We start from the raw sequence: 25,053 nt of genomic DNA, 5'->3' as shown, positions 1-25,053 counted from the left end.
GAGAGGACGTCGATGTCCTTCACCGCCGTACACCGCCGTGCGTGGCTGTCCGAACAGGACTGCGACCTCGCGGTCCTGCGCACCCTCGTCGAGCGGAGCACCGACCCCGCCGACTATCCGTACGCCGACTCCGTCGACCGGAACGTCCTGGTGTACGACAGCGAGCGCCTCGGCGCCGCCGAGAACCGGCGGGAGGTCCAGGAGGAGCTCGTGCGGGCCCTCACGGACGGGCCCGGGATCGTGGTGTTCCGGGGCGCGTTCCCCGACACCTCGGTCGTGGACCGGGCCACCGAGGTCTTCGAGGCGCTGATCCGCGAGCAGAACGCGGCGGGCGCGACCGCCGGGGACCACTTCGCGAAGCCAGGGGACAACGAACGGGTCTGGAACGCGCTGGAGAAGGCGGCCCTGTACGACCCGTCGGCGTTCGCCGACTACTACGCGAGCCCCGTCCTCGCGCTCGTGTGCGAGGCCTGGCTCGGTCCCGGATACCAGGTGACCTCCCAGGTCAACGTGGTCAACCCGGGCGGCCTCGCGCAGACCGCGCACCGCGACTACCACCTCGGCTTCCTCTCCGACGAGGCCGCGGCCGCCTACCCGGCGCACGTCCACCGCCTCTCCCCCGTGCTCACGCTGCAGGGCGCGGTCGCGCACTGCGACATGCCGGTGGAGTCCGGGCCGACGCTGTACCTGCCGTACTCGCAGCTCTTCGAGGCGGGGTATCTGGCGTGGCGGCGGCCGGAGTTCAAGGCGTACTTCAAGGAACGGCATGTGCAGCTGCCGCTGGCCAAGGGCGATGCCGCGTTCTTCAATCCGGCGGTGCTGCATGCCGCGGGGACCAACCGGACGACGGATGTGCGGCGGGTGGCCAATCTGCTCCAGGTGTCCTCGGCGTTCGGGCGCGCGATGGAGACCGTGGACCGGGAGACCATCGCCAACGCCGTCTATCCGGTGCTGCTGCGGCGCGCCGCGGAGGGCGCCGGCGAGGAGTGGCTGGAGAACGTCATCGCCGCGAGCGCCGAGGGCTACCCCTTCCCCACCAACCTCGACAGCGATCCGCCGGTCGACGGACTGGCCCCGCCCTCGCAGGCCGATCTGGTGCGGCGGGCGCTGCGGGAACGGTGGACCCCGCGGACCCTGCGGGACGGGCTGCGGGCGGCCGCCGAGCGGCGCGAGAGCTGAAGGGAACGGGGTGGTCATGGGACTTCTCGACGACAAGGTCGTCCTCGTCAACGGCGGCAGCCAGGGCGTGGGCGCGGCCATCGCGCGGGCCGCGGTGCGCGAGGGCGCGGTGGTCGCCGTGTCCGGACGGCGCCCGGAGCCGGGCGAGGCGCTGGTCACCGAGCTGACGGAGGCCGGCGGCAAGGCGATGTTCGTACGGGCCGACCTCGCGGACGCCGGGCAGGCCAGGGCGTCCGTCGCCGAGGTCGTCGCCGCGTACGGGCGGATCGACTGCCTGGTGAACTCGGCGGGGCTGACCTCGCGGGGCACGCTCCTCGACACCACGCCCGAGCTGTTCGACCAGCACATCGCGATCAACCTCAAGGCGCCGTTCTTCGCGATGCAGGCGGCGGTCGCCGACATGGTCGGCCGCAAGGCCCCCGGCACGGTCGTCAACATCATCACGTCCTCGGCGCACGGCGGGCAGCCCTTCCTCGCCCCGTACGTCGCCGCGAAGGCCGGGCTCATCGGCCTGACCCGCAACGCGGCGCACGCCCACCGGTGGGACCGGGTGCGGATCAACGGCCTCAACATCGGGTGGACCGCCACCGAGGGCGAGGACGCCACGCAGAAGGCCTTCCACGGCGCCGGGGACGACTGGCGCGAGGAGGCCGCGGCGAGGCTGCCGATGGGCAAGCTGGGCCAGCCGGACGAGATCGCCGACTTCGTGGTCCTGCTGCTGTCGGACCGGTCCGGAGTGGTCACCGGTTCGGTGATCGACTGGGACCAGAACGTGCTGGGCGGACTTGATTAGCACACCTGGCACCACCGTTTTTCTGTAAGAACCCTCAAGGAGCTGCAACCCCCATGCGCATCGGAATCCTCGGCCTCGGCCGTATCGGCGCCTTCCACGCCGAGACCCTCTCCGGACTCGACGTGGTCGAGTCGCTCGTGCTCACCGACCCGTTCGCGGACGCCGCCAAGGCCGCCGCGGAGAAGTTCGGCGGCGACGTCGTGGACTCGCCCGAGGCGCTGCTGACGGCCGGTGTGGACGGCATCGTCGTCGCGGCCGCGACCGACGCCCACCCTGCGCTGATCCTGGCCGGCGTCGAGGCCGGGATCCCGGTCTTCTGCGAGAAGCCCGTCGCCAAGCACATGAGCGAGGGCGTCGAGGTCCTCAAGGCGATCCAGGGCACCGACGTGCCGATCCAGATCGGCTACAACCGCCGCTTCGACGCCGGTTTCGTCGCCGCGCGGGCCGCCGTGCAGTCCGGTGAGCTCGGCAAGCTGCACACCGTACGCTCGACGACCCTGGACCCGGCGCCGCCGCCCGCCGCGTACGTCGCCGCCTCCGGTGGCATCTTCCGGGACTGCTCGGTGCACGACTTCGACATCATCCGCTGGGTGACCGGCCGCGAGGTCGTCGAGGTGTACGCCGTCGGCGGCAACCGGGGTGCCGAGTACATCAAGGAGGCGGGCGACGCCGACACCACCGGCGCGATCCTGACCCTCGACGACGGCACGATCGCGGTGATCTCCAACTCCCGCCACAATGCCCGGGGTTACGACGTCCGCATGGAGATCCACGGCTTCCAGGACTCCATCGCCGTCGGTCTGGAGGACAAGCTGCCGCTGCGCTCGGTCGAGCCCGGTGTGACCTTCCCGGCCGGGACGCCGCACGACTTCTTCATGGACCGCTTCACCGAGGCCTACCGCGCCGAACTCACCGCGTTCACCGAGGTCGTGGCGGGCAACCGCCCCTCCCCCTGCACGGTCGAGGACGCCCTGGAGGCGGGCTGGATCGCCGAGGCGTGCACACTGTCCCTGCACGAGCACCGTCCTGTCACCATCGAGGAGGTACGGCAGGCATGACCGAGCCGGGCCGGGAACCATTGCGCATCGGAGTACTGGGCGCCGCACGCATCACCGAGAGCTCCCTCGTCGACCCGGCCCGGATCACCGGCCACCGCCTCGTCGCGGTGGCCGCCCGCGACCGGTCCCGCGCCGAGGCGTTCGCGAGCGAGCACGGCGTGGAGCGGGTGGTGGACTCGTACGCCGAGCTGATCGCCGATCCGGAGGTCGACGTCGTCTACAACCCGCTCGCCAACGGTCTGCACGGGCCGTGGAACCTCGCCGCCCTCGCGGCGGGCAAGCACGTCCTGAGCGAGAAGCCGTCGGCGAGCAACGCCGAGGAGGCCGCCGAGGTGCGGGAGGCGGCCGCGAAGTCGGGGGCCGTCTTCATGGAGGCCTTCCACTACCTCTTCCACCCGGTCACCCGGCGCCTGCACGAGGTCCTGGCGAGCGGCGAGATCGGCGACCTGGAGCGGGTCGAGGCCCTGGTCGCCATCGCCGCCCCGCCGGACACCGATCCGCGCTGGTCACTGCCGCTGGCCGGCGGCGCCGTGATGGACCTGGGCTGCTACAGCCTGCACGCACTGCGGATGCTCGCCCCGTTCGCGGGCGGCGCGCCCCGGCTCGTCTCCGCACGGGGCGGGGAGCGTGCGGGCGCGCCGGGCGTGGACGAGTGGCTGGACGCGGATCTGGAGTTCCCCGGCGGGGCGACCGGGTCGGCGCGCTGCCACATGGGCTACGACGGCCTGGACATGAGCATCCGTCTCAGGGGCAGCCGCGGCGAGGCCTTCGCGCCGAACTTCGTGCTGCCGCATCTGGACGACCGGGTCGTGGTGCGCACCTCCGCCGGCGAGCGGACCGAACGGCTGGGCACCCGGTCGTCGTACACCTACCAGCTGGAGGCGTTCGCGGCGCGGGTGCGCGAGGGCATGCCGGTGCCGCTCGACGCGGACGACGCGGTGGCGACGATGGAGTTGATCGACGCCAGCTACCGGGCAGCCGGGTTCGAGCCGCGGCCGCGGTCGGTGCTCGGCCGGTAGGGGAAGGACGTCGGGTACCTCTCCCCCGTCGTCCGCTCCCACGCCTCCACGACGGCGTCCGGCCAGGCCTGGTGGAACCCTCTGGCGCACTGGGCGCGGACGTTCTTCGCCTCCGTGCGGTGACTGAGGGCGCGCAGGGCGCGCAGGGCGGTGACCGCCTCGTCGGGGTCATCGACCGCCATGGCCCTCACACGTGGCGTGTCCGCCAACTGCCCACGGACATCGGCGAGTTGAGCCTCGACGTCGGAGTGGCCGGGACGTTCGCGAACCGACAGCGCAGCAGTACGGCACCGAGCAGGAGTGCGCCCCAGCCGGGCGACGGTCGCACGCCTGTCATGATCGGCCTCATGGCCGTCCACATCGTCCCCGCCCAAGTCACCGACATCCAGCAGGTATTGGCGGACCACCCCCGCTACTGGGGCGAGCGCGACCTGCGCTCGCTCCATCTCCTGTCCCTGGTCCAGGAGTTCGGCTCCACCTGCCTGGTCGCCCGCGCCGAGGACGGCATCCGCGGCTATCTGATCGGCTTCGTCACCCCCGACGGCACGGGGTACGTCCATCTGATCGCCACCCGCGACGACACCCGCGGCACGGGAGTGGGCCGCGACCTGTACGCCGCGTTCATCGGGGCCGCCCGCGAGCAGGGTGCCGTCCGTCTGAAGGCGATCACGTCGGTCACCAACGAGGGTTCGATCGCCTTCCATCGCAGCCTGGGCTTCGAGGCGCGTGTCGAGGACGAGTACAACGGTCCCGGTCGGCCGATGGTCGTCTTCAGACGAGCTCTCCCCGCAGCACCATGACCGAGGAGGCGGATCAATACAGGCGGGTCAGTACAGGCGGGTCAGTACAGGGAGGGTCGCTCCACCAGCTCCACCTCGACACGGCCGCCCTCGTTCAGGGCCCGTACGCCCGCCTCGCACACGGCGGCGGCCGCATAGCCGTCCCAGGTGCTCGGCCCCGTCACCGCACCCCGGCGCGTGGCGTCGACCCACGTCTGGAGTTCCCGGTCGTAGGCGTCGGCGAAGCGGTCGAGGAAGTCCTGGCTGATGGTGCCGCCCCAGCGCCCTGCCATGTTGGTCACCATGGCGTGGCCGTCGCCGATGCGGGCGGTGCCGCGTTCGCAGACGACCTCCGCCTGGACCTGGTAGCCGAAGCCGCAGTTGACGAAGATCTCGACGTCGACGACCGCGCCGCCGTCCGTCTCGAACACCACGAACTGCGGGTCCTGGAGGCCCTCCGGCGCGCTCGCGGTCGGTCTCGGCCGCAGCACGGTCACCGCCGTGATCTCCTGGCCCAGCAGCCAGCGGGTCACGTCCGTCTCGTGCGCCACCGAGTCGCTGACGAGCATGTCACTGGTGAAGAAGGGCGGGCTGGCCGCGTTGCGGTGCCGGTTGTGCAGCATCAGCGGGCGGCCCAACTGGCCCGTCTCCAGCAGGGCCTTGAGTTTCATGTATTCGGCGTCGTAGCGCCGCATGAAGCCGACCTGGATACGGCGGTGCCCCAGCCGCCGCTCGGCCTCCAGCACCCGGAGTGCGGCGGCCGGGTCCGGGGTGAGCGGCTTCTCGCACAGCACCGGCAGGTCTCGCTCCAGGGCCGCGAGGAGGGCTCCCTCGTGGGCGGGCCCCGAGGAGGCGATCAGGACGGCGTCGACGTCGGGTGCCGCCAGGGCCGTCGCCGGGTCGGTGTAGGCGGTGCAGCCGTCGACGCGGGCCGCGACGGCCTTGGCCCGCTCCGCGTCGACGTCCACGACGGCGCTCACCCGTGCGCCGCTGACGACCTCTTCGATACGGCGCACATGGTCGGCGCCCATCTTCCCCGTGCCGATGACCGCGACTGGAAGCGGTGCACGCTGGGTCATAACCGTCCTCTCGGAGGGCGCCGGTTCAGGCGCCGCAGGACCGCAGGAACTTGCGGGTGCGCACCGCGATGGGCAGCGGCTTGTCCGGCTCGCACGGGTACATGTCCTGCTCGACGATGGCGAACAGCTCCACGCCGAGCCGCTGGGCCGCCACCAGCACCGGCTCCAACTCCGGCACCCCGGACGGCGGTTCGCACATCACCCCGCGCTGGACCGCGGGCCCGAACGGCACCTCGTTCGCCACGACGTCCGCGAGGATCGCCGGGTCGACCTGCTTGAGGTGGAGGTAGCCGATGCGCTCGCCGTAGGTCTCGATCAGCTTGACGCTGTCGCCGCCGCAGTAGGCGTAATGCCCGGTGTCCAGGCAGAGGTTGACCAGCTCGGAGTCGGTCGAGTCGAGGAAGCGCTCGACGTGGTCCTCGGTGTCGATGTGGGTGTCGGCGTGCGGGTGGACGACGATGTCGAGACCGTACGCCTCCTTCACCTCGTGGCCCAGCCGCTCCATGCCCTTGGTGAGATGGGCCCACTGCTCGAAGGTCAGCTCCGGCGGTTCGAGGATCTCGGCGGTCTTGTCGTCCCGCCAGAACGACGGGATGACGACGAGGTGTTCGGCGCCCATCGCCTGGGTGAGGGCGGCGACCTGGCTGACGTGCTCCCAGGTCGTCTCCCACACCGAGGGACCGCGGTGCAGGCCGGTGAAGACGGTGCCGGCGGACACCTTGAGGTCCCGCCTGGCGATCTCGTCCGTCAGCCGGGCCGGGTCGGTCGGCAGATAGCCGTACGGGCCCAGCTCGATCCACGAGTAGCCCGCCTCGGCGACCTCGTCCAGGAAGCGTTCCCACGGCACCTGCCGGGGGTCGTCCGGGAACCAGACGCCCCAGGAGTCGGGGGCGGAGCCGACCCGGATCCGGTCCAGGGCGGTCACGACGCGTCTTCCTTGCTCGTCGCCACCGGCGCCTTGAGGTCCCGCTCCTCGGGCAGCTCCTCGACGTCGACGCCGCGGACCTGGGACAACTCGTGCTTGAGCGCGGCGAGTTCGGAACCGCCCGCCATGTGGTTCGTCAGCTCTTCGAGGCTGACCTCGTCACGGGAGGCGTTCAGTTCCATGGTGCCGAGGCGCAGGACGCTGAAGTGGTCGCCGACCATGTAGGCGTGGTGCGGGTTGTGGGTGATGAAGATGACGCCGAGGCCGCGGTCACGGGCGGCGGCGATGTACTTCAGGACCACACCGGACTGCTTGACGCCGAGGGCGGCGGTGGGCTCGTCCAGGATCAGCACGCGGGCGCCGAAGTAGACGGCACGGGCGATCGCCACACACTGTCGCTGGCCACCCGACAGCGTGCCGATGGGCTGCTCCAGGTCGTCCAGGACGATGCCCATGTTGCGCAGTTCCTCGTCCGCGGTCCTCTTCATCCGCTCGATGTCGAGACGGCGTACGGGCCAGGGGCCCTTGGTCATCTCGGAGCCGAGGAAGAAGTTGCGCCACACCGGCATCAGCGGGACGACGGCGAGGTCCTGGTAGACCGTGGCGATGCCCTTGTCGAGGGCTTCGCGCGGGGTGGCGAAGCGCACCGGGGAGCCGTCGACGAGGAACTCGCCCTCGGTGTGCTGGTGCAGACCCGAGATGATCTTGATGAGGGTCGACTTGCCGGCGCCGTTGTCGCCGAGCACGCAGGTCACCTGGCTGGGGTGGACCTTGAGGTCGACTCCGTGCAGGGCGCGGATGTTGCCGTACGCCTTGCCCGCGCCTCGGAGTTCGACGATCGCCCCGTCGGTGGCGGGGGCGTCGTCGGCGAGGACGGCGCCGTGGGTGCCGGCTTCGTTGCTGGATGTCATTGCGGTCACCTCCGGGTCGCCGTACGGCTGACCCACAGATTGATCATTACGGCGCCGAGCAGCATCACGCCGAGGAAGGCCTTGAACCAGTCCGGGTTCCAGCCGGCGTACACGATGCCCTGCTGCACCATGCCGAACATGAACGCGCCGAAGACGGGGCCGATCGCGGAGCCGGCGCCGCCGGTGAGCAGACAGCCGCCGATGACCGCGGCGGAGATGTAGATGAGCTCCTGGCCCACGCCCTCGCCGGACTGCACGGTGTTGAAGGAGAACAGGTTGTGCATGCCGACGAACCAGGCGCCGAAACCGACCAGCATGAACAGGGAGATCTTGGTGAAGGTCACCGGGACACCGACGGCCCGCGCGGAGTCCTTGTTGCCGCCGACGGCGAAGACCCAGTTGCCGTACTTGGTGCGCAGCAGCACCCAGGTGGCGATCGCGGCGAAGACCAGCCAGTAGACGATGGTGATCTTGATCTGGACGCCGCCGACCTCGAAGGAGGAGGCGAAGATCTTCTTCGCTCCCGAGAAGCCGTCCATGTCGCTGATGTCGTCGGTGGCCACGTTGCCGGTGACCAGCTTGGTGACGGCCAGGTTCACGCCCTGCAGGATCAGGAACGTACCCAGGGTGATCAGGAAGGACGGCAGACCGGTCTTGACCACCAGCCAGCCGTTGAGGAACCCGATCGCCAGCGACACCACGAGGGCGGCGATGATGCCCGCCCAGACGTTCAGGGTGAGCTGGTAGGCCAGCATGCTCGCGGTGAGCGCGGAGGTGATGACCGCGACGCCGGAGGAGAGGTCGAACTCGCCGCCGATCATCAGCAGCGCGACCGGGAGGGCCATGATCCCGATGGTCGACGACTGGTACAGGATGTTGGCCATCGAGCTGCCGTCGCGCACCGGCGGGGCGGAGATGAGGAAGAACACCCACACCGCCATGGCGCCGAGGAAGACGCCGACGTCGGGGCGGGCCAGCAGGCGCAGCGCGAGGGGTCGTCGGGCGGTCCGGCCGTCGGTCTCCTTCGGGCCGGGGGCCGGCGGTGTGGTCACCGCCGGCTCGGCATGCTGGGTCATACCCATCACCGGGTGCCCTTCGCGGCGAACGCCGCCACCTTCTCGACGTTGCTCTTGTCGACGAACGCGGGACCGGTCAGCACCGGCTGCTCGCCGCCGCCCATGTAGTTGCCGTTGTTCTTGTAGAGCCACAGCGAGTCGATCGCCAGGTAGCCCTGGAGGTACGGCTGCTGGTCGACCGCGAACTCGATGGTGCCCTCGCTGATGGCGCCCGTCAGGTCCTTGTTGAGGTCGAAGGTGGCGATCTTGGCCTTGCTGCCGGCGTCCGACACCGACTGCACCGCGGTCAGCGCGAAGGGCGCGCCGAGGGTGACGACGTAGTCGACGGACTTGTCCTGGCTGAGCTTGGCGGTGATCGTCGACTTCACGGACGGCATGTCGGTGCCGTTGACGTTCAGCGTCTGGAGCTTGCCGTCGAAGGTCTTGTCGACGCCGTCGCAGCGCTGGGTCAGACCGATGTTGCCCTGCTCCTGGATGACACAGACGGCGTTCTTGGCACCGGCCTCGTTCAGCCGCTTGCCGAGCGCCTCGCCGGCGACCGTCTCGTCCTGGCCGAAGAACTCCATCAGACCGAGCTTCTGCCACTCACTGACACCGGAGTTGAGGCCGACCACGGGGATGCCCGCCTTCGTCGCACTGGCGATGACGTCCTTCATGGCGTCCGGCTTGGCCAGGGTGACCGCGATGCCGTCGACCTTCTGGTCGATCGCGTTCTGCACCAGGTTGGCCTGGACGCCCGCGCTCGGGTCGTTAGAGTAGATGAGCTTGATGTTGTCCTTGGCGGCGGCGGCCTCGGCGCCCTTGCGGACGATGTCCCAGAAGGTGTCACCGGCCGCCTGGTGCGTGACCAGGGCGACCGTCATGCGCGGAGTGCTGGCCTTGCCCGCGGAGGCGCCGTCCGCGCTCTCCTCGGACTTCTTGCCCCCGGAGCTGCTGGAGCAGCCGGCGAGGGTCAGGGCAGCCGCCGCGGCGATCGCCACAACTGGGGCGAATCGACGGGAGCGGGAGTGAGAAGAGCGGTCCATCTTTCCTGCACCTCACTGTGCTTACGGGGGAAAGGGAGAAGATCTCGGGGGTTTCCGAGGCCCGGGATCTTGGCATGTCCGGGTCGCGTGCCGCAAATACGGCGGTTGTACTGGGACGGGATTCCATCCCTTCCGGAGCCCGCTGTCAATACTTTGTTAAGACATCATTTCACAATCAGGTCCGAATGTAAGTACAAAGCCTTGACAGGCTCGCCCTCCGAGTCCTACATGTGGGAGGCGACAGGCCCCCTGGGACTCGAGGAGCGTCACACATGGCCGATCCATCCCAGCCCTTCGACCTGATCACGATCGGCCGCATAGGAGTTGATCTTTACCCACTCCAGTCTGCGGTGCCACTGAGCGATGTGCAGAACTTCGGAAAGTTCCTGGGTGGTTCCGCGGCCAACGTCTCGGTGGCGGCCGCCCGGCTCGGCCGTACCACCGCCGTGATCACCCGTACCGGCGACGATCCCTTCGGCACCTATCTCCACAGCGCGCTCAGGGAATTCGGCGTCGACGACCGCTGGGTGACACCCGTGGCCGGCTGCCCGACGCCGGTGACGTTCTGCGAGATCTTCCCTCCGGACGACTTCCCGCTGTACTTCTACCGCCAGCCCAAGGCCCCTGATCTGGAGATTCACACCGACGAGCTGGACTACTTCGCGATCCGCGCGGCCAGGATCTTCTGGATCACCGGCACCGGCCTGAGCGCGGAACCGAGCCGCTCGGCCACCCTCGCCGCGCTCAAGGCCCGCGACAAGAGGGGCACGACGGTCTTCGACCTCGACTGGCGGCCCGCGCTGTGGAACGACACGGCCTGGGGAGATCCGGAGGAGGCACGCCCCTACTACGCGGAGGCCCTCCGCCACGCCACGGTCGCCGTCGGCAACCTGGACGAGTGCGAGATCGCCACCGGCGTCCGCGAGCCCCGCGCCTGCGCGGAGGCCCTGCTGGAAGCGGGAGTCCAGCTGGCCGTGGTCAAGCAGGGCCCGGGGGGCGTGCTCGCGGTCCACCGCGACGGCACGACCGCCGAGGTCCCGCCGGTGCCGGTGGACGTGGTCAACGGCCTCGGTGCGGGCGACGCGTTCGGCGGCTCGCTCTGCCACGGCCTGCTGTCCGGCTGGGAGTTGGGGCACATCATCCGGTACGCCAACGCGGCCGGCGCCCTCGTCGCCTCCCGTCTCGCCTGCTCCTCGGCGATGCCGACGGCGGCCGAGGTCGAAGAGCTGCTGAGCGGAGTCCCCTCGTGAGCGTCAGCGTCTGCGAGCTCGTCTCGGTCCGGGCCCGCCATCCGGAGGCGATCACCGAGGCGGCGGTCCGGCGGATCCGGCGCCCGCTGCTGGGTGACAGCGGCCGCCTGATGATCGTGGCCGCCGACCACCCGGCCCGGGGCGGCGCCCACACCTTCGACACCGGTGAGAGCGAGTGGATCGCCCTGCCCCTGGCGGGCAGCTGCACGGTCACCACGGCCGGCGAGTTCGGCGGTGCGCGCTGCACGAGACGGCTGCCTGCCCGGCACGGGCCGTCCATGGCCGTGCCCGGCCACCACATGTACTGCCTCAACGTCATGGCGGGCCCCGGGGCCGAGCGTGTCCGGCTGATCCGCGACCACCCGGATCACACCGGCATCCGCGCCACCTGGCCCGCCCAGCGCGTCGCCCCCCGCCTCCCCCTCCACACGGCACCGGAGAAGTCCTGATGAGCACGCCCACCCGCCGTCTGACCGTCGCGCAAGCCCTGGTGCGGTTCCTGTCCGTCCAGTACACCGAGCGGGACGGGGTGCGGCACCGGCTGATCGCCGGGACCTGGGGCATCTTCGGCCACGGCAATGTGGCGGGCCTGGGGCAGGCGCTGCTGGAGGCCGGCGAGGACGTGATGCCGTTCCACCAGGGCCGCAACGAGCAGTCCATGGTGCACGCCGCCGTCGGCCACGCCCGCCACCTCGACCGGCTCTCCGCGCAGGCCGTGACGACGTCGATCGGCCCGGGCGCCACCAACCTGGTCACGGGCGCCGCCCTCGCGACGATCAACCGCATCCCGGTCCTGCTCCTGCCCGGCGACTACTTCGCCACCCGCGCCGCCGACCCCCTGCTCCAGCAGCTGGAGCACCCCACGGAGGCGGACGTGTCGGTGAACGACACCCTGCGCCCGGTCTCCCGCTGGTTCGACCGCGTCACCCGCCCCGAAGCCCTGATCCCGGCCGCCCTGAACGCCATGCGGATCCTCGCCGACCCCGCCGAGACCGGCGCGGTGACCCTGGCCCTCCCCCAGGACGTCCAGGCGGAGGCCCACGACTGGCCCGAGGAGTTCTTCGCGGAACGGGTGTGGCGCGTACGGCGTCCCGCTCCCGACCCCGTCGAACTGGCCGAGGCGGTACGCGCCGTACGGTCCGCCGCCCGCCCCCTGATCGTCGCGGGCGGCGGCGTCCACCACAGCGGGGCCGAGGAGGCGCTGAGGGCGCTCGTGGACGCCACCGGCATCCCCGTCGCCTCCACGCAGGCCGGCAAGGGCGCTCTGCGCCACGACCACCCGGCCGACCTCGGCGGCATCGGCCACACCGGCACCGCGGTCAGCGACGACCTCGCCCGCACCGCGGACCTGGTGATCGGCGTCGGCACCCGCTACACCGACTTCACCACCGCCTCCGGCACCCTCTTCCGCAACCCCGGCGTCCGGTTCCTCAACCTCAACATCACCGGCTTCGACGCCCACAAGCTCGCGGCGCGGACGCTGGTGTGCGACGCACGCGCGGGCCTGGAAGCGCTCACCGAGGGTCTCGGAGACCACCGGGTCGACTCCGCCTACGAGGCCGAGTACCGCGCCGGCAAGGACCGTTGGGAGCGGATCGTCGAGACCGCCTACCGCGCCGACGACGAGAACGCCGTCCCGACCCAGACGCAGCTCCTCGGCGCCCTCGACGCGGTCGTCGGCGACGAGGACGTGGTGATCAACGCGGCCGGCTCGCTCCCCGGCGACCTGCACAAGCTGTGGCGGGCCCGCAGCCCCCGCCAGTACCACCTGGAGTACGGCTACTCGTGCATGGGGTACGAGATCCCGGCCGCGATCGGCGTCCAGCAGGCGTCCCCCGACACCCCCGTGTGGGCGCTGGTCGGCGACGGCACCTATCTGATGATGCCGACCGAGATCGTCACGGCCGTCCAGGAGGGCCTGCCGGTCAACCTGGTCCTCATCCAGAACCACGGCTACGCCTCCATCGGCGGCCTCTCCGAGACGGTCGGCGGCGAGCGCTTCGGCACCGCCTACCGCTACCGGGCCGCCGACGGCACCTTCTCCGGCGCCCCGCTCCCCGTGGACCTCGCCGCCAACGCGGGCAGCCTCGGCATGGACGTGCTGCGCGCCAAGACGGTCCGCGAGCTGCGCGAGGCGCTGGCCGCGGCGCGTGCCTCCGACCGGCCGACCTGTGTGTACGTCGAGACCGACACCGCCAACCCGGCCGCTCCCCCGACACAGGCGTGGTGGGACGTGCCGGTGGCCGAGGTCGCCTCCCGCGAGGCCGCGTCGAGCGCCCGCGAGGAGTACGACCGCCAGGTCGCCGCCCGCCGCCGGCACCTGCGCCCCTGAAAGGAACCCGACCCCCTGCCCCCCCACCGCTCCTGACTCTTCATCAGAGGGAGGTACGTTCCATGGCGAAGACCGTCGGCTCCTCACGTGCCGCTGCCGCCCCCGCGCTCGATTCCCTGGACTTCGCCCTGGACCGGGCCAGTCCGGTGCCGCTCTACTACCAGCTCGCCCAGCAGCTGGAGTCGGCGATCGAGCACGGGGCCCTCGCCCCGGGAAACCTCCTGGGCAACGAGATAGACCTGTCCGTGCGCCTCGGCCTGTCCCGGCCCACGGTGCGCCAGGCCATCCAGTCCCTCGTCGACAAGGGCCTGTTGGTCAGGCGGCGCGGCGTGGGCACGCAGGTGGTGCACAGCCAGGTCAAGCGCGGCCTCGAACTGAGCAGTCTCTACGACGACTTGGAGGCGGCCGGGCAGGGGCCGACGACGGACGTGGTGCGCAACGAGCGCGTCCCGGCGTCCGCCGATGTCGCCGCCGCCCTCGGGCTGGCGGAGGGCAGCGAGGTCATCGTGCTGGAGCGGCTGCGTTCCACGCACGGCCAGCCCGTCGCGTACCTCTGCAACTATCTGCCCTCGACCCTGCTGGAACTCGACACCGCCCGCCTCGAGTCGACGGGTCTGTACCGGATGATGCGTTCGGCGGGCATCACCCTGCACAGCGCCCGCCAGACCATCGGCGCCCGCTGCGCCACCGCGGAGGAGGCGGCGCGGCTGGAGGAGCAGCCGGGGGCGGCGCTGCTGACGATGCAGCGCACGGCGTACGACGACACGGGCCGGCCGGTCGAGTACGGGACGCACATCTACCGTGCGTCCCGGTACGCGTTCGACTTCCAGCTGCTGGTCAGGCCTTGAGGCTCGCGGTGAACGGCGTGACGGGCCGCTCCCGGCGCTCGCCGTCCACAGTGATGTCGACGGCCTCGTTGTAGAAGGCGAGGAGGCCCTTGACAGCGGCCACCGCGGGCAGCGGGTCCGGGTAGCTCCACAGGATGTTGCGGGGTACGTCGCCCTCGCCGCTCCAGGTCCAGTACTCGGCGGTGCCCTTGTAGGGGCAGCCGGTGCGGTGGTCGGTGGGGGTGAACAGGTCCAGGCGGACGTCCTCGCGGGGGAAGTAGTACCGCGTGGGCAGGGAGGTCTCGAAGAGCAGCACCGGGCGCCGGGTGTCGGCGACGACCTGACCGGCGATCTCGACCACGACATGGCGGCTGCTGGGCAGGGCGTCCACCCGTTTGTGCGGGTCACGGGGGTGGATGAAGATCTCTTCCTCCTCCTCGTACCAGTGGTCCAGGCCGCTGTCCCAGTGCCGGAACCACTCGAAGGCGATGTGCCCGGCGAGGTCGTCGGCCGGGAAGGTCCAGGCCACGTTCTCCACGACCTCGCCGCCGGCCTCCAGGTCGTAGAAGATCCGCGATCCGCTGTGGGCGCCGGTGCGCGGGTTCTTCGCCGGGCGGAGGAGATCCGTGCGGACCTCCTCGCGCGGGAACGCGTACAGCGGGACGGGGACGCCGGGCTCCCAGACGAGGACCGGGTGGCGGCTGTCGACGACGGCGACATCGCGCTTGTAGCCGCGCACCCAGCGCTCGCCGGGCTCCCAGAGCAGGCCTTCCGGTGTGGAGCGGATGGTGCGTGCGAACGGATGTGAGGTCATCTGCGGCACTCCTTCGGCTCCCGCACGAGCCTAGTGCGCCGTGTCCAGCCGGGTCCGCTGCTCGTCGGTCAGCTCCAGGTCGACCGCGGCCAGGTTCTCCTCCAGCTGGGCCACCGAGGACATCCCGACGAGCGGGAGGATCGGCAGCTGCCCGCCGATCTGCCAGGCCAGGACGACCTGGTTGACGGTGGCGCCGGTCTCGCGGGCCACCTCGCGCAGGACCTTCAGACGGGCCGGGGTGCCGGGGTGGTCGAAGTCCGCGGGGAGCCGGTCGGGGTGCGTGTAGGCGCCCTTGAGCAGGGGTGAGTAGGCGACCAGGGTCAGGCTGGGCTCCTCGCGCAGATAGCCGAGCAGATCGGGGCCGACGTGTCCGAGGCTGCCGTCCGGGAAGAGGTCGTCGGGAACGTCGTAGCGCGGTCGCAGGTGGCTGTGGGCGTACTGGAGCACCTCGTACCCGGGCAGTCCGGCCGCCGCGGCGATCGCGCGGGCCCGCTCCACGCGCCAGACGGCGTGGTTGCTGACGCCGAGGAGTCCGACCGTGCCCTCGGCGACCAGTTCGGCGAAGCCCTCGACGGTCTCGCGCAGGGGCACCCGGTGGTCCTCGATGTGGGCGTAGAGCAGGTCCAGCCTGTCCACGCCGAGCCGTTCCCGGCTGCGCTCGGCGGCCTCGCGGATGACCTTCGCGGACAGGCCTTCGGCGTTGTCGAGGTAACTGGTGCCGGGGGCGAGCGGGCGGGCGCCGAGCTTGGTGGCGATGACGATCTCGTCGCCGATGCCGCGGCTGCGCCGCCAGCGGCCGAGGAGTTCCTCGCTGTGGCCGCCCTGGCTGCCGTCGATCCAGAAGGCGTAGTTGTCGGAGGTGTCGATGAAGGTGCCGCCCGCCTCGACGAAGCGGTCGAGGACGGCGAAAGCGGTCTTCTCGTCCGTGCGCGAGCCGAACAGCATCGCGCCGAGGGCGAGCACGCTGACCTCGCGGCGGGTTGTCGGGTCGGTGCCTATGGTGCGGTATTTCATGGTGGATCCCTCCCGTCCGCACACCCGCGTCCGGGGTGCACGAACGGGAGTCTTCAACTTGAAGTGCACTCCATGGCAAGGGGTTTCACGCGGTCGGCGCGAACGGCCCCTCCAGAGCGGCCCATTGGAGCAGCATGATGGTCTTGGCGTCGGCGATCTCCCCGCTGCGGATCATCTCCAGGGCCCGGCGGAAGGGCAGTTCGAGGATCTCGATGTCCTCGCCCTCCTCGTCCAGGCCACCGCCCTCGTGGGTATGGGTCGAGGGCCCGTACTCGGCGGCGTAGAAGCTGACGCGTTCGGTCACGGACCCCGGGCTCATGTAGACGTCGAAGACGTGCCGGACCTCGCCGATGGTGTGGCCGGTCTCCTCGATGACCTCGCGCCGTACCGCGATCTCCGGGTGCTCGTCATCGTCGTCGAGGAGCCCGCCGGGCGTTTCGACGAGCATGCCGTCGGGGTGGCCGTTGACGTAGACGGGGTAGCGGAACTGCCGGGTGAGCAGGACGGTTTCGCGCTCGGCGTCGTAGAGCAGCATGGTGGCGCCGTTGCCGCGGTCGTGCGTCTCGCGCGTCTGTGTGCTCCATGTGCCGTCGGCGAGCTGGAGGTCGAAGGTCGTGGCCCGCTCGACGTACCAGTGGCTGGAGAGCAGTTTCACCTCGCGGACCTTGACGCGGGGGTTCCCGGTCAGGTCCAGGCCGGTGCGGTCGAGTCCGGTGCGGCCCCGGTGGTCGGGGGTGTCGATCCCGGCGGTCATCGGGCACCTGCGGTCGGGCGGAGGATCAAGGTGGTCATGCCTCCCTGTCTATCAACCTTCGGCGGCATCCCGCGCGAGGAATGTCACGGCCGCCCCCGCCACCAGCGCCGATGTCACCATGGCCGCCGCCATCGGCAGGGCGGTGTGCTCCCCGCCGAGTCCGACGAGCGGCGACACCACGGCCGCGAGCCCGAACTGCGACCCGCCGAGCATCGCCGAGGCGCTGCCCGCGGACTGCGGGGCGCGGCCGACGGCGAGGGCCGTGGCATTGGCGGCGACCAGTCCGAGGGAGGACACGGCCACGAAGATCAAGGGCACGGCGACGGGCCGTACGAGCAGTCCGGTGGCGGCGAGCAGACACAGCACGGCCGAGCACGTCCCCATGACCGTCAGACCGACGCACAGAAGCCGCCGAGCGCCGAACCGCGGCACGATCCGGCGGTTGAGCGCGCTGGTCCCGGTGAAGCCGAAGGCGGTGACGGCGAGGGCGACGCCGTACGCCTCGACGGGAAAGCCGTAGACGTTCTGGTAGACGAACGGCGAGGCCGCCAGAAAGCTGAACAGCACACCGAACCCGAAGGCGAACGCGAGGACGTATCCGACGAACACCCGGTCGGTCAGCAGGGCGCCCATCCTGCGCAGAGTGTCGGACGAGTGCCGCTGCCCGGCGGGCAGGGTCTCGGGTACGAGGGTCAGGGCGCCGACGAAGGTGAGCGCCGCGAGTCCCGCGAGGACGAGGAAGATGCCGCGCCAGCCGATGGCGTCGACGAGCGTTCCGCCGGCCAGCGGGGCGACGACGGGGGCCACCCCGGCGATCATCATGAGCAGCCCGAACGCACGGGCGGCGCCGGTCCCGCGGGCCCGGTCCCCCACCACGGCACGGGCGACGACGATCCCGGCGGCTCCGCTGAACCCCTGCGCGAACCGGGCCCCGACGAGCAGCCCGACGTTCGGCGCCAGGGCACAGAGCACACCCGCGAGCACGCTGGTCCCGGTGCCGGTGAGCAGCGGCCGACGGCGGCCCCAGCGGTCGGACAGCGGCCCGATGACCAGCTGTCCGAGCGCCAGGCCGGTCATGAACGCGGTCAGGGTCAGCTGGATCCCTGTGGCCGACGTGCCCAGTTCGCGGGTCATGCGCGGGAACGCCGACAGATACATGTCGGTGGCCAGCGGGGCGACGGCATAGGCCAGGGCCAGCGCCGCCATCGTCGGCGCCGGCAGATCCGTGTCGCGCCGCCCCGGTCTCACCTCATCCGCGCACTTCGGCCGTCATCGAGAACTCGTCCGCCTCGGCGAGGTCGAAGTCCCCGTGGTCGCTGCCGAGCCCCTGCGCCACCAGCGCCGCGGCCGCACTGCCCAGAACGGCGGCCTCACGCGCCGTACGGTCGAGGCTGATGCCGCGCAGGAAGCCGGCCGAGAACGCGTCGCCGCATCCGGTCGTGTCGACGACGTCGATCTCGAAGGCGGGGACGCTCTCGGTGCCCTCGGCGGTCACCAGCAGCGCGCCCTCGCCACCCCGGGTGACGGCGACGAGCCCGGCCCCGGCGGCGACCAGCTTCTTCGCGCCGGTCAGCAGGTCGTCCTCGCCGCTGAAGCCGAGGACCTGGTCGTCGTTGGGCAGCAGGTAGTCGACGTACGGGAGCAGCGGCTCGATCTGGTCGAAGGTGCCGAGCTCGCCGGGAGCGAGAAGGTCGACGGAGGTGATGACGCCGTTCTCCTTGGCGTGCGCCAGGATGCGGGCGGCGGCCTCGGCGCCCATCAACTCCGGTCCGCCCAGGTGGAGATGGGTCGCCTCGGCCACCGCGTCCCAGGGGACGTCGTCTAGGCCGTAGGTGATGTTGGCGCCGAGGAGGTGCAGGGTGGGGCGGTCGCCGTTGGGGCGGATGGGCAGGACGGTCGCGGAGGTGGAGGTGTCGATGCGGCGGACGAGCAACTCGGTGCCGATGCCTGCCTTGTCGAGCAGCTGGACGAGCAAGTCACCTGTCGGGTCGGTGCCGATCGCTCCGGCGGTGCGCACGGACGCGCCGAGCTTGGCGAGGGTCAGGGCGGTGCCGGCCGCCGTGCCCGCGGCGGTCATGCGGATGTCCTCCACCAGCGTGGCGCCCTGGCCCTCGGGTATGGCCTCGACCGGCCGCACCAGCACGTCGAGTACGTGCACGCCCATCGTGACGACCTTCATCGCTTCCCCTCCTGCTGAACCGGCTGTTCGGGTGGTACGGGCTGTGTGGTGCCGTAGTCGCGCGCGATGGCGGCCTCGATGACCGCGAGTTGCTGCCGCTCGTCGAGGACCCGGGGCTGCCCGATGGCGGCCGCGCTCTGGTACACCCCGCAGGCCCACTCCAGCAACAGGGCGTGCTCGACGGCCTTGTCGAGGGTCGGCGCATGGGTCACGGCCCCGTGGTTGGCCATGAGGGCTGCGCTGCGGCCCTCCAGTGCGGTGAGCACCGACTCGGCGAGTTCAGGGGTGCCGAAGGTGGCGTACGGTGCGACGCGTACGGTGCCGCCGAGAGTGAGCAACTGGTAGTGGATGCAGGGCAGTTCGTCGAGGACGAGGGAGAGCGCGGTGGCCATGGGCGCGTGGGTGTGGACGACGGCGCCGGTGCCGAAGCGGTGGTAGACGCCGAGGTGCAGGTCCAGCTCGGAGGTGGGCCGGAGGCTGCCCGACACGATCTTTCCGTCGAGGTCGACGACGGTCACCTGGTCCGGGGTGAGGTCGGCGAGGACCGCGCCGGTGGCGGTGATCGCGACCCGGTCCTCGACCCGGACGCTGACGTTCCCGGCCGTACCGATGAGCAGCCCCTCGGCCCCCAGACGACGGCAGGCCTGCGCGACGGCGGCCCGCTCCTCGCGCCACACCGCGCTTGAGTCGGTCATACGCGCGACGCTAACCTAAACGTGAAACAAAGTCACGTTCACGTTCGGAGGTTGTCACGTGACCGAACCCACCGCGGACGCCGATCGGGCGGCGGGGGTCGCCTCCCTGCGCCGCACGCCTCAGCAGGCCCGCAGCAAGGCCCGGCTCGCGCGCGTCCTGGAGACCGCCGAGCGTGTGCTGATCGAGGAGGGTGTCGAGGCGCTCACCACGACCCGGATCGCGGCCGAGGCGCGGGTGTCGGTCGGCTCGCTGTACCAGTACCTGCCGGACCGGGGCGCGATCATCGAGGCGCTCGCGGCCGGGTACTTCGCGAAGCTGGAAGCGGCCATGGACGATCTGGTCCGCGCCGCGGCCGCTGACCGCTGGACGGACCCGGTCGGCGTCCTGATGGACTCCTTCGCCGCGATCTACCGCACCGAACACGGCTTCCGCGCCCTGTGGTTCGGCAGCGGCCTCACCGAGCAGACCCGCGCCGCCGACCGCGAGCACAAGCGCCGCATGGCCGACGGCATCCGCCGCATCCTGCTCGCCCTGGACCTCGCCGAGGACGACGAGGCCCTGGCCCGCATCTGCCACGCCTCGATGCTGGCCGCGGACGCGCTGGCGCAGGAGGCGTTCCGGCGGGACCGGGCGGGGGACGCGGCGCTGCTGGAGGAGGCGAAGGTCATGCTGCGCGGGTATCTGGGGGATGTCGCGGGGCGGTACCGGGGCCGGTAGGGGAACCGGGGCCGGTAGGCGGACCGGGGGCGGCAGGAGGTCCGGGGCGACGCACACGAAAAAGGGCCCCGCAGGCTCTCGCCTGCGAAGACCCTTCGCACCGTCGGGACGACAGGATTTGAACCTGCGACCCCTTGACCCCCAGTCAAGTGCGCTACCAAGCTGCGCCACGTCCCGGTGCGTTTTCGCGCGGTGAACCGCGTGATCGCGCGAAGAGCACTTTACCCCACGTGGCGGGCCGCTTCGAAGAGGGCCCGGACCGTGCGGGACGACGGCGCGGGACAATCGGGGTATGAGCAGTGCTTCCTCAGGACGGCGGGCCGACGCCCGGGACCGGGACGACGAGGGGCGGGCGCGCAACGCCCGGCCCCGGGACGGGCTGGGGCGGCCCCTGCCCTACGGCGCGGACGGGGTGGAGCGGCAGCCCGAGGGGGTCGTACGCACGCCCGAACAGAGCGTGGCGCAGGCGCAGGAGCTGCTGGACGCGGGGAAGCCGTTCCATGCGCACGAGGTCTTCGAGGACGCCTGGAAGTCGGGGCCCGAGGCGGAGCGGACACTGTGGCGGGGGCTCGCCCAGCTCGCGGTGGGGCTGACGCACTCGGCCCGGGGCAATGTCACGGGCGGCGCGCGGCTGCTGCGGCGCGGGGCCGGGGCGGTCGAGGAGTGGGCGTCCGGTGCGGGGCTCGAGCAGCCGTACGGCATGGATCTGGCCGGACTCGCCCGGTGGGCGCGAGGGCTCGCGGCGGAGGTGGAGGGCGGCGCCGGGCCCGTGGACGCGGGGGCACGGGCGCCTCGGCTGCGGCCGGGGCGGTGAGACCGGGCACGTCCTGACGTCGGGTCCGGCCCTGGAAGCCCCGCCCCGGACGCGGTGCCGTCACTGTCAGTGGCGTACGGCAGACTCGTGGCGTGCGAAAGATTCATGTCATCGGTATCGGCGCGGGCGACCCCGAGCAGCTCACGCTCCAGGCGGTCAGGGTGCTGCGGAGCACGGACGTGTTCTTCGTCCTGGACAAGGGCGAGGTGAAGAGCGATCTGACGGATCTGCGCCGGGACATGCTGGAGACGCACCTGCCGGAGGGGACGTACCGGGTCGTCGAGGCGCGCGACCCGGAGCGGGACCGGAAGGCGGGGGGCGCGGCCTACTCCCCCGCCGTCGGGGACTGGCGCAGCGCCCGCGCCGAGATCTACGAGCGGCTGATCGTCGAGGAGCTCGGCGCGGACGAGAGCGGCGCGTTCCTGGTGTGGGGCGACCCCGCGCTGTACGACAGCACGCTCGGGATCCTGGAGGAGATCCTGGAGCGCGGTGCCGTCGAGTTCGAGTACGACGTCGTGCCCGGGATCAGCAGTGTCTCCGCGCTCGTCGCACGGCACCGGACCGGGTTGAACCGGGTCGCCCGGCCCGTCCAGATCACCACCGGGCGGCGGCTCGCCGAGGGGTTCCCGGAGGGGGTGGACGACGTGGTCGTGATGCTGGACGCCCATCAGGCCTTCCGGGAGTACGCCGACGAGGACATCGACATCTACTGGGGGGCTTATATAGGCACCCCGGACGAGATCCTCGCCTCGGGTCCGATCGCGGAGGCCGCACCCCGTATCGAGCGGCTGCGGGCGGAGGCGCGGGAGCGCAAGGGCTGGATCATGGACACGTATCTGCTGCGCCGCAACCCCGGGGAGCGGTAGGGCACCCGAGCGGCTGCGTCCCGCATGCGTCACTGGGCCACCGGTGTGACCGTGGCCTCGTGACCCTGACCGAGCAAGCCGCGCCGCCGCCCGCCGCTGAGCCGCCGGTGCTGGACAAGCGCCGTCGCAACGTCGTCTTCGTGACGATCATGCTGGGCATGCTGCTGGCGGCCCTGGACCAGACGATCGTCGGCACGGCCCTGCCGACGATCGTGTCGGACCTGGGCGGCGCCGAGCACATGTCGTGGGTGGTCACGTCGTATCTGCTCGCGGAGACCGTCTCGACGGTCCTGGTGGGCAAGTTCGGCGACCTGTTCGGCCGCAAGGTGGTCTTCCAGGTCTCGGCGATCGTGTTCATCACCGGCTCGTTCCTGTGCGGTCTCGCCGGGAACATGACGCTGCTCATCGTCTGGCGGGCCATGCAGGGCGTCGGCGCGGGCGGGCTGATGGTGACGTCGATGGCGCTCATCGCCGATGTCATCCCGCTGCGCGAGCGCGGCAAGTACCAGGGTGCGATCGGCGCCGTCTTCGGTGTCGCCACGGTCATCGGGCCGCTGCTGGGCGGGCTGTTCACCGACCATCTCACCTGGCGCTGGGCGTTCTACGTCAACGTCCCGATCGCGATCGTCGTGGTCTTCGCCGCCGCCCGCACCATCCCCGTGGTGAAGTCGGTGTCCCGGCCCGTCATCGACTACCTGGGCATCGCCTTCGTCGCGGCGGGCGCCGGCGCGCTGATCCTGGCGACGAGTTGGGGCGGCAACGAGTACGCGTGGGGTTCGGGCGTCATCATCGGCCTGTTCGTCGGCGGCGTGATCGCGCTCGGCCTGTTCTGCTGGGCGGAGACCCGGGCGCGCGAACCGATGCTGCCGATGCGGCTGTTCAGGAACCCGGTGTTCACGGTCTGCTCGATCCTCAGCTTCATCGTCGGCTTCGCGATGCTCGGCGCGCTGACGTATCTGCCGACCTATCTCCAGTACGTCGACGGCGACTCGGCCACGGTCTCCGGCGTGCGCACCCTGCCCATGGTCATCGGTCTGCTCATCGCGTCCGTGGCGAGCGGCAACGTGGTCAGCAAGACCGGGCAGTACCGGATCTTCCCGATCGTCGGCTCGCTGGTGATGGGCGTCGGGCTGTATCTGATGTCCCTGATGGGGCCGGACACGGGCGCCTGGCTGGAGTCGCTGTACATGTTCGTGCTCGGCACCGGGATCGGCCTGTGCATGCAGGTGCTGACGATCGCCGTGCAGAACACCGTCGACTACGCCGACCTCGGCACCGCCACCTCCGGCGTCACCTTCTTCCGCACGCTGGGCAGTTCCTTCGGCACGGCCGTCTTCGGCACGATCTACGCCAACTCGCTGAAGCCCAACCTCGAGGACGGGATCGCGCGGGCCGCGCAGACCGGCAGTGGCCTCGACCCGGCGGCCATCGCCAAGGCTGCGACCAGTCCGGAGGGTGTGCACGAGCTGCCCTCGGCCGTGGCCTCGCCGATCATCGACGCCTACGCCGACACCCTGCAGACCGTGTTCCTGTGGACGGTGCCGGTCGCGGCCCTGGGCTTCCTGGTCGCGCTGTTCCTCAAGCAGGTGGAGCTGCGCGACAGTGCCCGGGCCGGTTCGACCGACATGGGCGAGGGGTTCGGGCAGCCGTCCGGGGCGGATTCGCAGCGGGTGCTGGAGGCGGCCGTCGGGAAGATCATCGGTACGGCGAGCCTGGCGGACGCGCGCCGGATCATGGCGGCCTCCGACACCCGGCTGGACATCGCCGGTGCCTGGGCGGTCATGCAGGTGGAGCTGTTCACACGGATGGTCGGCCACGCGAGCCTCGGCCTCATGGCCGCCCGCCGGCACATGCCGCCCGAGGTGCTGCTGCCGGTCTTCGACCGCATGGTCGACGAGGGCTATCTGAGCCGCGAGGGCTCCTACTTCTCCCACACCGCGGCGGGGGCCCGGGAGGCGCAGGTCATCGGCAGGGCCTGGGGCGGCTGGCTGGAGGAGCGGGTGCAGCAGGACATCGGCCGCCCGGCCGGCACGGACCTCAAGCGGGCGGTCGACACCATCTCCAAGCGCCTGCTGGTGGAGGACATGAGCAACGGGCTGGCGGAGCGGTCCAAGGAACTGGTCTCGGCCCACTGAAATTCGGCACGCGTGACCGGCCCTTGCTCATCCCGGGCCGAGACCGAGCCGCTCCAGCACCCCGGCCACATCCGGCACCGTCTCCACGTCCCGGGGCAGCGCGGGACGCCGTACGACCACGACGGGCAACGCGAGTTGGCGGGCGGCCGTGAGTTTGGCGGCTGTCGCCGCTCCCCCGCTGTCCTTCGTCACGACCACGTCGATGCAGTGCGTGGACAGCAGCGTCCTCTCGTCGTCGACGGTGAACGGACCGCGGGCCAGGAGGACTTCGGTGCGTGGGGGCATCGGCGGGTCGGGGAGTTCCACGGAGCGTACGACGAAGTGGAGTTCGGTCAGGTGGGCGAAGGCCGCGAGGCCGAGGCGGCCGGTGGTGAGGAAGACGCGGGGGCCGAGCAGCGGGAGGAGGCCGGCGGCCTCGGCGAGGGAGCCGACCGGGTACCAGCGGTCCTCGGGGCCGGGGCGCCAGCCCGGGCGGCGCAGTACGACGCTCGGCACGCCGGTCGCGGCGGCGGCTCGGGCCGCGTTGGCCGTGATCGCCTCCGCGAACGGGTGCGTGGCGTCGACGAGGGCGTCCACCTTCTGTTCGCGCAGCCAGTCGGCGAGGCCCTCGGCACCGCCGAAGCCCCCGATACGGATGTCCCCGGTGACGGTGCCCGGCCGCCTCACGCGACCCGCCAGGGCGGTGGTGACGCGGATGCCGGCGAGCGCGGTGAGTTCGGCGGCGAGTTCTCGGGCCTCGGTGGTGCCGCCGAGGATGAGGACGTGGGGGGACATGGGGCGAGCGTACGAGGTCTCCCGGGGCGGTGGAACG

General features: G+C 71.2%; 27 protein-coding genes and 1 tRNA gene. 13 read left to right on the top strand and 15 right to left on the bottom strand.

Annotated elements, in window-relative coordinates:
• Positions 1-12 precede the first annotated feature (12 nt).
• Genes PH203_RS27300 through PH203_RS27285 form a run of 4 tightly spaced genes read left to right on the top strand, consistent with a single transcriptional unit; the run spans position 13 to position 4,049 of the window.
• On the top strand, positions 13-1,179 hold the full coding sequence (locus PH203_RS27300; RefSeq protein ID WP_289923149.1) for a phytanoyl-CoA dioxygenase family protein: 1,167 nt from the start codon (positions 13-15) through the stop codon (positions 1,177-1,179).
• Between the two features lie 16 nt (positions 1,180-1,195).
• On the top strand, positions 1,196-1,972 hold the full coding sequence (locus PH203_RS27295) for an SDR family oxidoreductase (protein WP_289923148.1): 777 nt from the start codon (positions 1,196-1,198) through the stop codon (positions 1,970-1,972).
• A 53-nt stretch (positions 1,973-2,025) separates the two neighbouring features.
• Entirely contained in the window at positions 2,026-3,030 is a 1,005-nt protein-coding gene (locus PH203_RS27290; protein ID WP_289923147.1) for a Gfo/Idh/MocA family oxidoreductase, read from the top strand.
• Positions 3,027-4,049: a Gfo/Idh/MocA family oxidoreductase gene (locus tag PH203_RS27285; protein WP_289923146.1), complete on the top strand. Its 1,023-nt coding sequence runs from the start codon at positions 3,027-3,029 to the stop codon at positions 4,047-4,049. Before PH203_RS27290 ends, PH203_RS27285 begins: the two co-directional genes overlap by 4 nt.
• Here the strand turns inward: PH203_RS27285 and PH203_RS27280 are convergent.
• Together PH203_RS27280 and PH203_RS27275 are read right to left on the bottom strand one after the other, a co-directional pair.
• The gene (locus PH203_RS27280) at positions 3,998-4,231 is read right to left on the bottom strand and encodes a hypothetical protein (protein WP_289923145.1); all 234 of its coding nucleotides are present in this window, start codon (positions 4,229-4,231) and stop codon (positions 3,998-4,000) included. The genes PH203_RS27285 and PH203_RS27280 overlap by 52 nt on opposite strands.
• A 5-nt stretch (positions 4,232-4,236) precedes the next feature.
• The gene (locus PH203_RS27275; RefSeq protein WP_289923144.1) at positions 4,237-4,386 is read right to left on the bottom strand and encodes a hypothetical protein; all 150 of its coding nucleotides are present in this window, start codon (positions 4,384-4,386) and stop codon (positions 4,237-4,239) included.
• Positions 4,387-4,396: 10 nt separating this feature from the next.
• Between PH203_RS27275 and PH203_RS27270 the strand changes: the two genes are divergently transcribed.
• Positions 4,397-4,849 (top strand): GNAT family N-acetyltransferase, encoded by a 453-nt coding sequence (locus PH203_RS27270; protein ID WP_289923143.1) that lies wholly within the window; start codon positions 4,397-4,399, stop codon positions 4,847-4,849.
• A gap of 41 nt (positions 4,850-4,890) precedes the next feature.
• Here PH203_RS27270 and PH203_RS27265 read toward each other — a convergent pair whose 3' ends face one another.
• From PH203_RS27265 to PH203_RS27245, 5 genes are read right to left on the bottom strand one after another with little or no spacing between them, the layout of a single operon-like run.
• A complete protein-coding gene (locus PH203_RS27265; RefSeq protein ID WP_289923142.1) occupies positions 4,891-5,907 on the bottom strand; it encodes a Gfo/Idh/MocA family oxidoreductase in 1,017 nt (338 codons plus the stop codon).
• Positions 5,908-5,932: 25 nt separating this feature from the next.
• A complete protein-coding gene (locus PH203_RS27260) occupies positions 5,933-6,832 on the bottom strand; it encodes a sugar phosphate isomerase/epimerase (RefSeq protein WP_289923141.1) in 900 nt (299 codons plus the stop codon).
• Entirely contained in the window at positions 6,829-7,743 is a 915-nt protein-coding gene (locus PH203_RS27255) for an ATP-binding cassette domain-containing protein (RefSeq protein ID WP_289923140.1), read from the bottom strand. The genes PH203_RS27260 and PH203_RS27255 overlap by 4 nt, the downstream gene beginning before the upstream one ends.
• A 5-nt stretch (positions 7,744-7,748) precedes the next feature.
• Positions 7,749-8,825, bottom strand: coding sequence for an ABC transporter permease (locus PH203_RS27250; protein WP_289923139.1), 1,077 nt, complete (start codon positions 8,823-8,825; stop codon positions 7,749-7,751).
• A complete protein-coding gene (locus tag PH203_RS27245; protein WP_289923138.1) occupies positions 8,825-9,844 on the bottom strand; it encodes a sugar ABC transporter substrate-binding protein in 1,020 nt (339 codons plus the stop codon). Before PH203_RS27245 ends, PH203_RS27250 begins: the two co-directional genes overlap by 1 nt.
• Positions 9,845-10,116: 272 nt before the next feature.
• Between PH203_RS27245 and iolC the strand changes: the two genes are divergently transcribed.
• The 4 genes from iolC (at position 10,117) to PH203_RS27225 (ending at position 14,274) form a co-directional block, all read left to right on the top strand.
• Positions 10,117-11,094: a 5-dehydro-2-deoxygluconokinase gene (gene iolC, locus PH203_RS27240; protein WP_289923137.1), complete on the top strand. Its 978-nt coding sequence runs from the start codon at positions 10,117-10,119 to the stop codon at positions 11,092-11,094.
• An 86-nt stretch (positions 11,095-11,180) separates the two neighbouring features.
• Positions 11,181-11,543 carry a 5-deoxy-glucuronate isomerase gene (locus PH203_RS27235; RefSeq protein ID WP_289923240.1) on the top strand — a complete coding sequence of 121 codons (363 nt, stop codon included), beginning with the start codon at positions 11,181-11,183 and terminating at the stop codon, positions 11,541-11,543.
• Positions 11,543-13,426, top strand: coding sequence for a 3D-(3,5/4)-trihydroxycyclohexane-1,2-dione acylhydrolase (decyclizing) (gene iolD, locus PH203_RS27230; RefSeq protein WP_289923136.1), 1,884 nt, complete (start codon positions 11,543-11,545; stop codon positions 13,424-13,426). The genes PH203_RS27235 and iolD overlap by 1 nt, the downstream gene beginning before the upstream one ends.
• A 62-nt stretch (positions 13,427-13,488) precedes the next feature.
• Positions 13,489-14,274, top strand: coding sequence for a GntR family transcriptional regulator (locus PH203_RS27225; protein ID WP_289923135.1), 786 nt, complete (start codon positions 13,489-13,491; stop codon positions 14,272-14,274).
• Here PH203_RS27225 and PH203_RS27220 read toward each other — a convergent pair.
• The 6 genes from PH203_RS27220 to PH203_RS27195 form a co-directional block, all read right to left on the bottom strand.
• Positions 14,264-15,067, bottom strand: coding sequence for a DUF427 domain-containing protein (locus tag PH203_RS27220; RefSeq protein WP_289923134.1), 804 nt, complete (start codon positions 15,065-15,067; stop codon positions 14,264-14,266). The genes PH203_RS27225 and PH203_RS27220 overlap by 11 nt on opposite strands.
• 30 nt (positions 15,068-15,097) lie before the next feature.
• Positions 15,098-16,081 carry an aldo/keto reductase gene (locus PH203_RS27215; protein WP_289923133.1) on the bottom strand — a complete coding sequence of 328 codons (984 nt, stop codon included), beginning with the start codon at positions 16,079-16,081 and terminating at the stop codon, positions 15,098-15,100.
• Between the two features lie 85 nt (positions 16,082-16,166).
• On the bottom strand, positions 16,167-16,835 hold the full coding sequence (locus tag PH203_RS27210; protein WP_289923132.1) for an NUDIX domain-containing protein: 669 nt from the start codon (positions 16,833-16,835) through the stop codon (positions 16,167-16,169).
• A gap of 51 nt (positions 16,836-16,886) precedes the next feature.
• Positions 16,887-18,083: a multidrug effflux MFS transporter gene (locus PH203_RS27205; protein WP_289923131.1), complete on the bottom strand. Its 1,197-nt coding sequence runs from the start codon at positions 18,081-18,083 to the stop codon at positions 16,887-16,889.
• A 1-nt stretch (position 18,084) separates the two neighbouring features.
• On the bottom strand, positions 18,085-19,014 hold the full coding sequence (locus tag PH203_RS27200) for a carbohydrate kinase family protein (protein WP_289923130.1): 930 nt from the start codon (positions 19,012-19,014) through the stop codon (positions 18,085-18,087).
• Positions 19,011-19,709 (bottom strand): class II aldolase/adducin family protein, encoded by a 699-nt coding sequence (locus PH203_RS27195; RefSeq protein ID WP_289923129.1) that lies wholly within the window; start codon positions 19,707-19,709, stop codon positions 19,011-19,013. Before PH203_RS27195 ends, PH203_RS27200 begins: the two co-directional genes overlap by 4 nt.
• Positions 19,710-19,767: 58 nt before the next feature.
• Here PH203_RS27195 and PH203_RS27190 point away from each other — a divergent pair, with 58 nt between their 5' ends.
• A complete protein-coding gene (locus tag PH203_RS27190) occupies positions 19,768-20,427 on the top strand; it encodes a TetR/AcrR family transcriptional regulator (protein WP_289923128.1) in 660 nt (219 codons plus the stop codon).
• A gap of 103 nt (positions 20,428-20,530) precedes the next feature.
• Here the strand turns inward: PH203_RS27190 and PH203_RS27185 are convergent.
• Positions 20,531-20,604, bottom strand: a tRNA-Pro gene (locus PH203_RS27185).
• Positions 20,605-20,719: 115 nt separating this feature from the next.
• On the opposite strand from PH203_RS27185, the gene PH203_RS27180 reads away from it, so the two are divergent.
• From PH203_RS27180 to PH203_RS27170, 3 genes are all read left to right on the top strand, one after another.
• Complete coding sequence (locus PH203_RS27180) at positions 20,720-21,241, top strand: DUF309 domain-containing protein (RefSeq protein WP_289923127.1); 522 nt, start codon at positions 20,720-20,722, stop codon at positions 21,239-21,241.
• A gap of 92 nt (positions 21,242-21,333) precedes the next feature.
• On the top strand, positions 21,334-22,107 hold the full coding sequence (gene cobF, locus PH203_RS27175; RefSeq protein WP_289923126.1) for a precorrin-6A synthase (deacetylating): 774 nt from the start codon (positions 21,334-21,336) through the stop codon (positions 22,105-22,107).
• 59 nt (positions 22,108-22,166) lie between these two features.
• Complete coding sequence (locus tag PH203_RS27170) at positions 22,167-24,242, top strand: MDR family MFS transporter (protein ID WP_289923125.1); 2,076 nt, start codon at positions 22,167-22,169, stop codon at positions 24,240-24,242.
• A gap of 27 nt (positions 24,243-24,269) precedes the next feature.
• On the opposite strand, the gene PH203_RS27165 is transcribed toward PH203_RS27170, so the two are convergent.
• Positions 24,270-25,016, bottom strand: a complete 747-nt coding sequence (locus PH203_RS27165; protein WP_289923124.1) for a cobalt-precorrin-6A reductase — start codon at positions 25,014-25,016, stop codon at positions 24,270-24,272.
• Positions 25,017-25,053: the final 37 nt, after the last annotated feature.

It is taken from the genome of Streptomyces sp. S.PB5, assembly GCF_030403745.1.
GTDB lineage: Bacteria > Actinomycetota > Actinomycetes > Streptomycetales > Streptomycetaceae > Streptomyces.
This window is presented reverse-complemented; position numbering and strand designations above follow the sequence as displayed.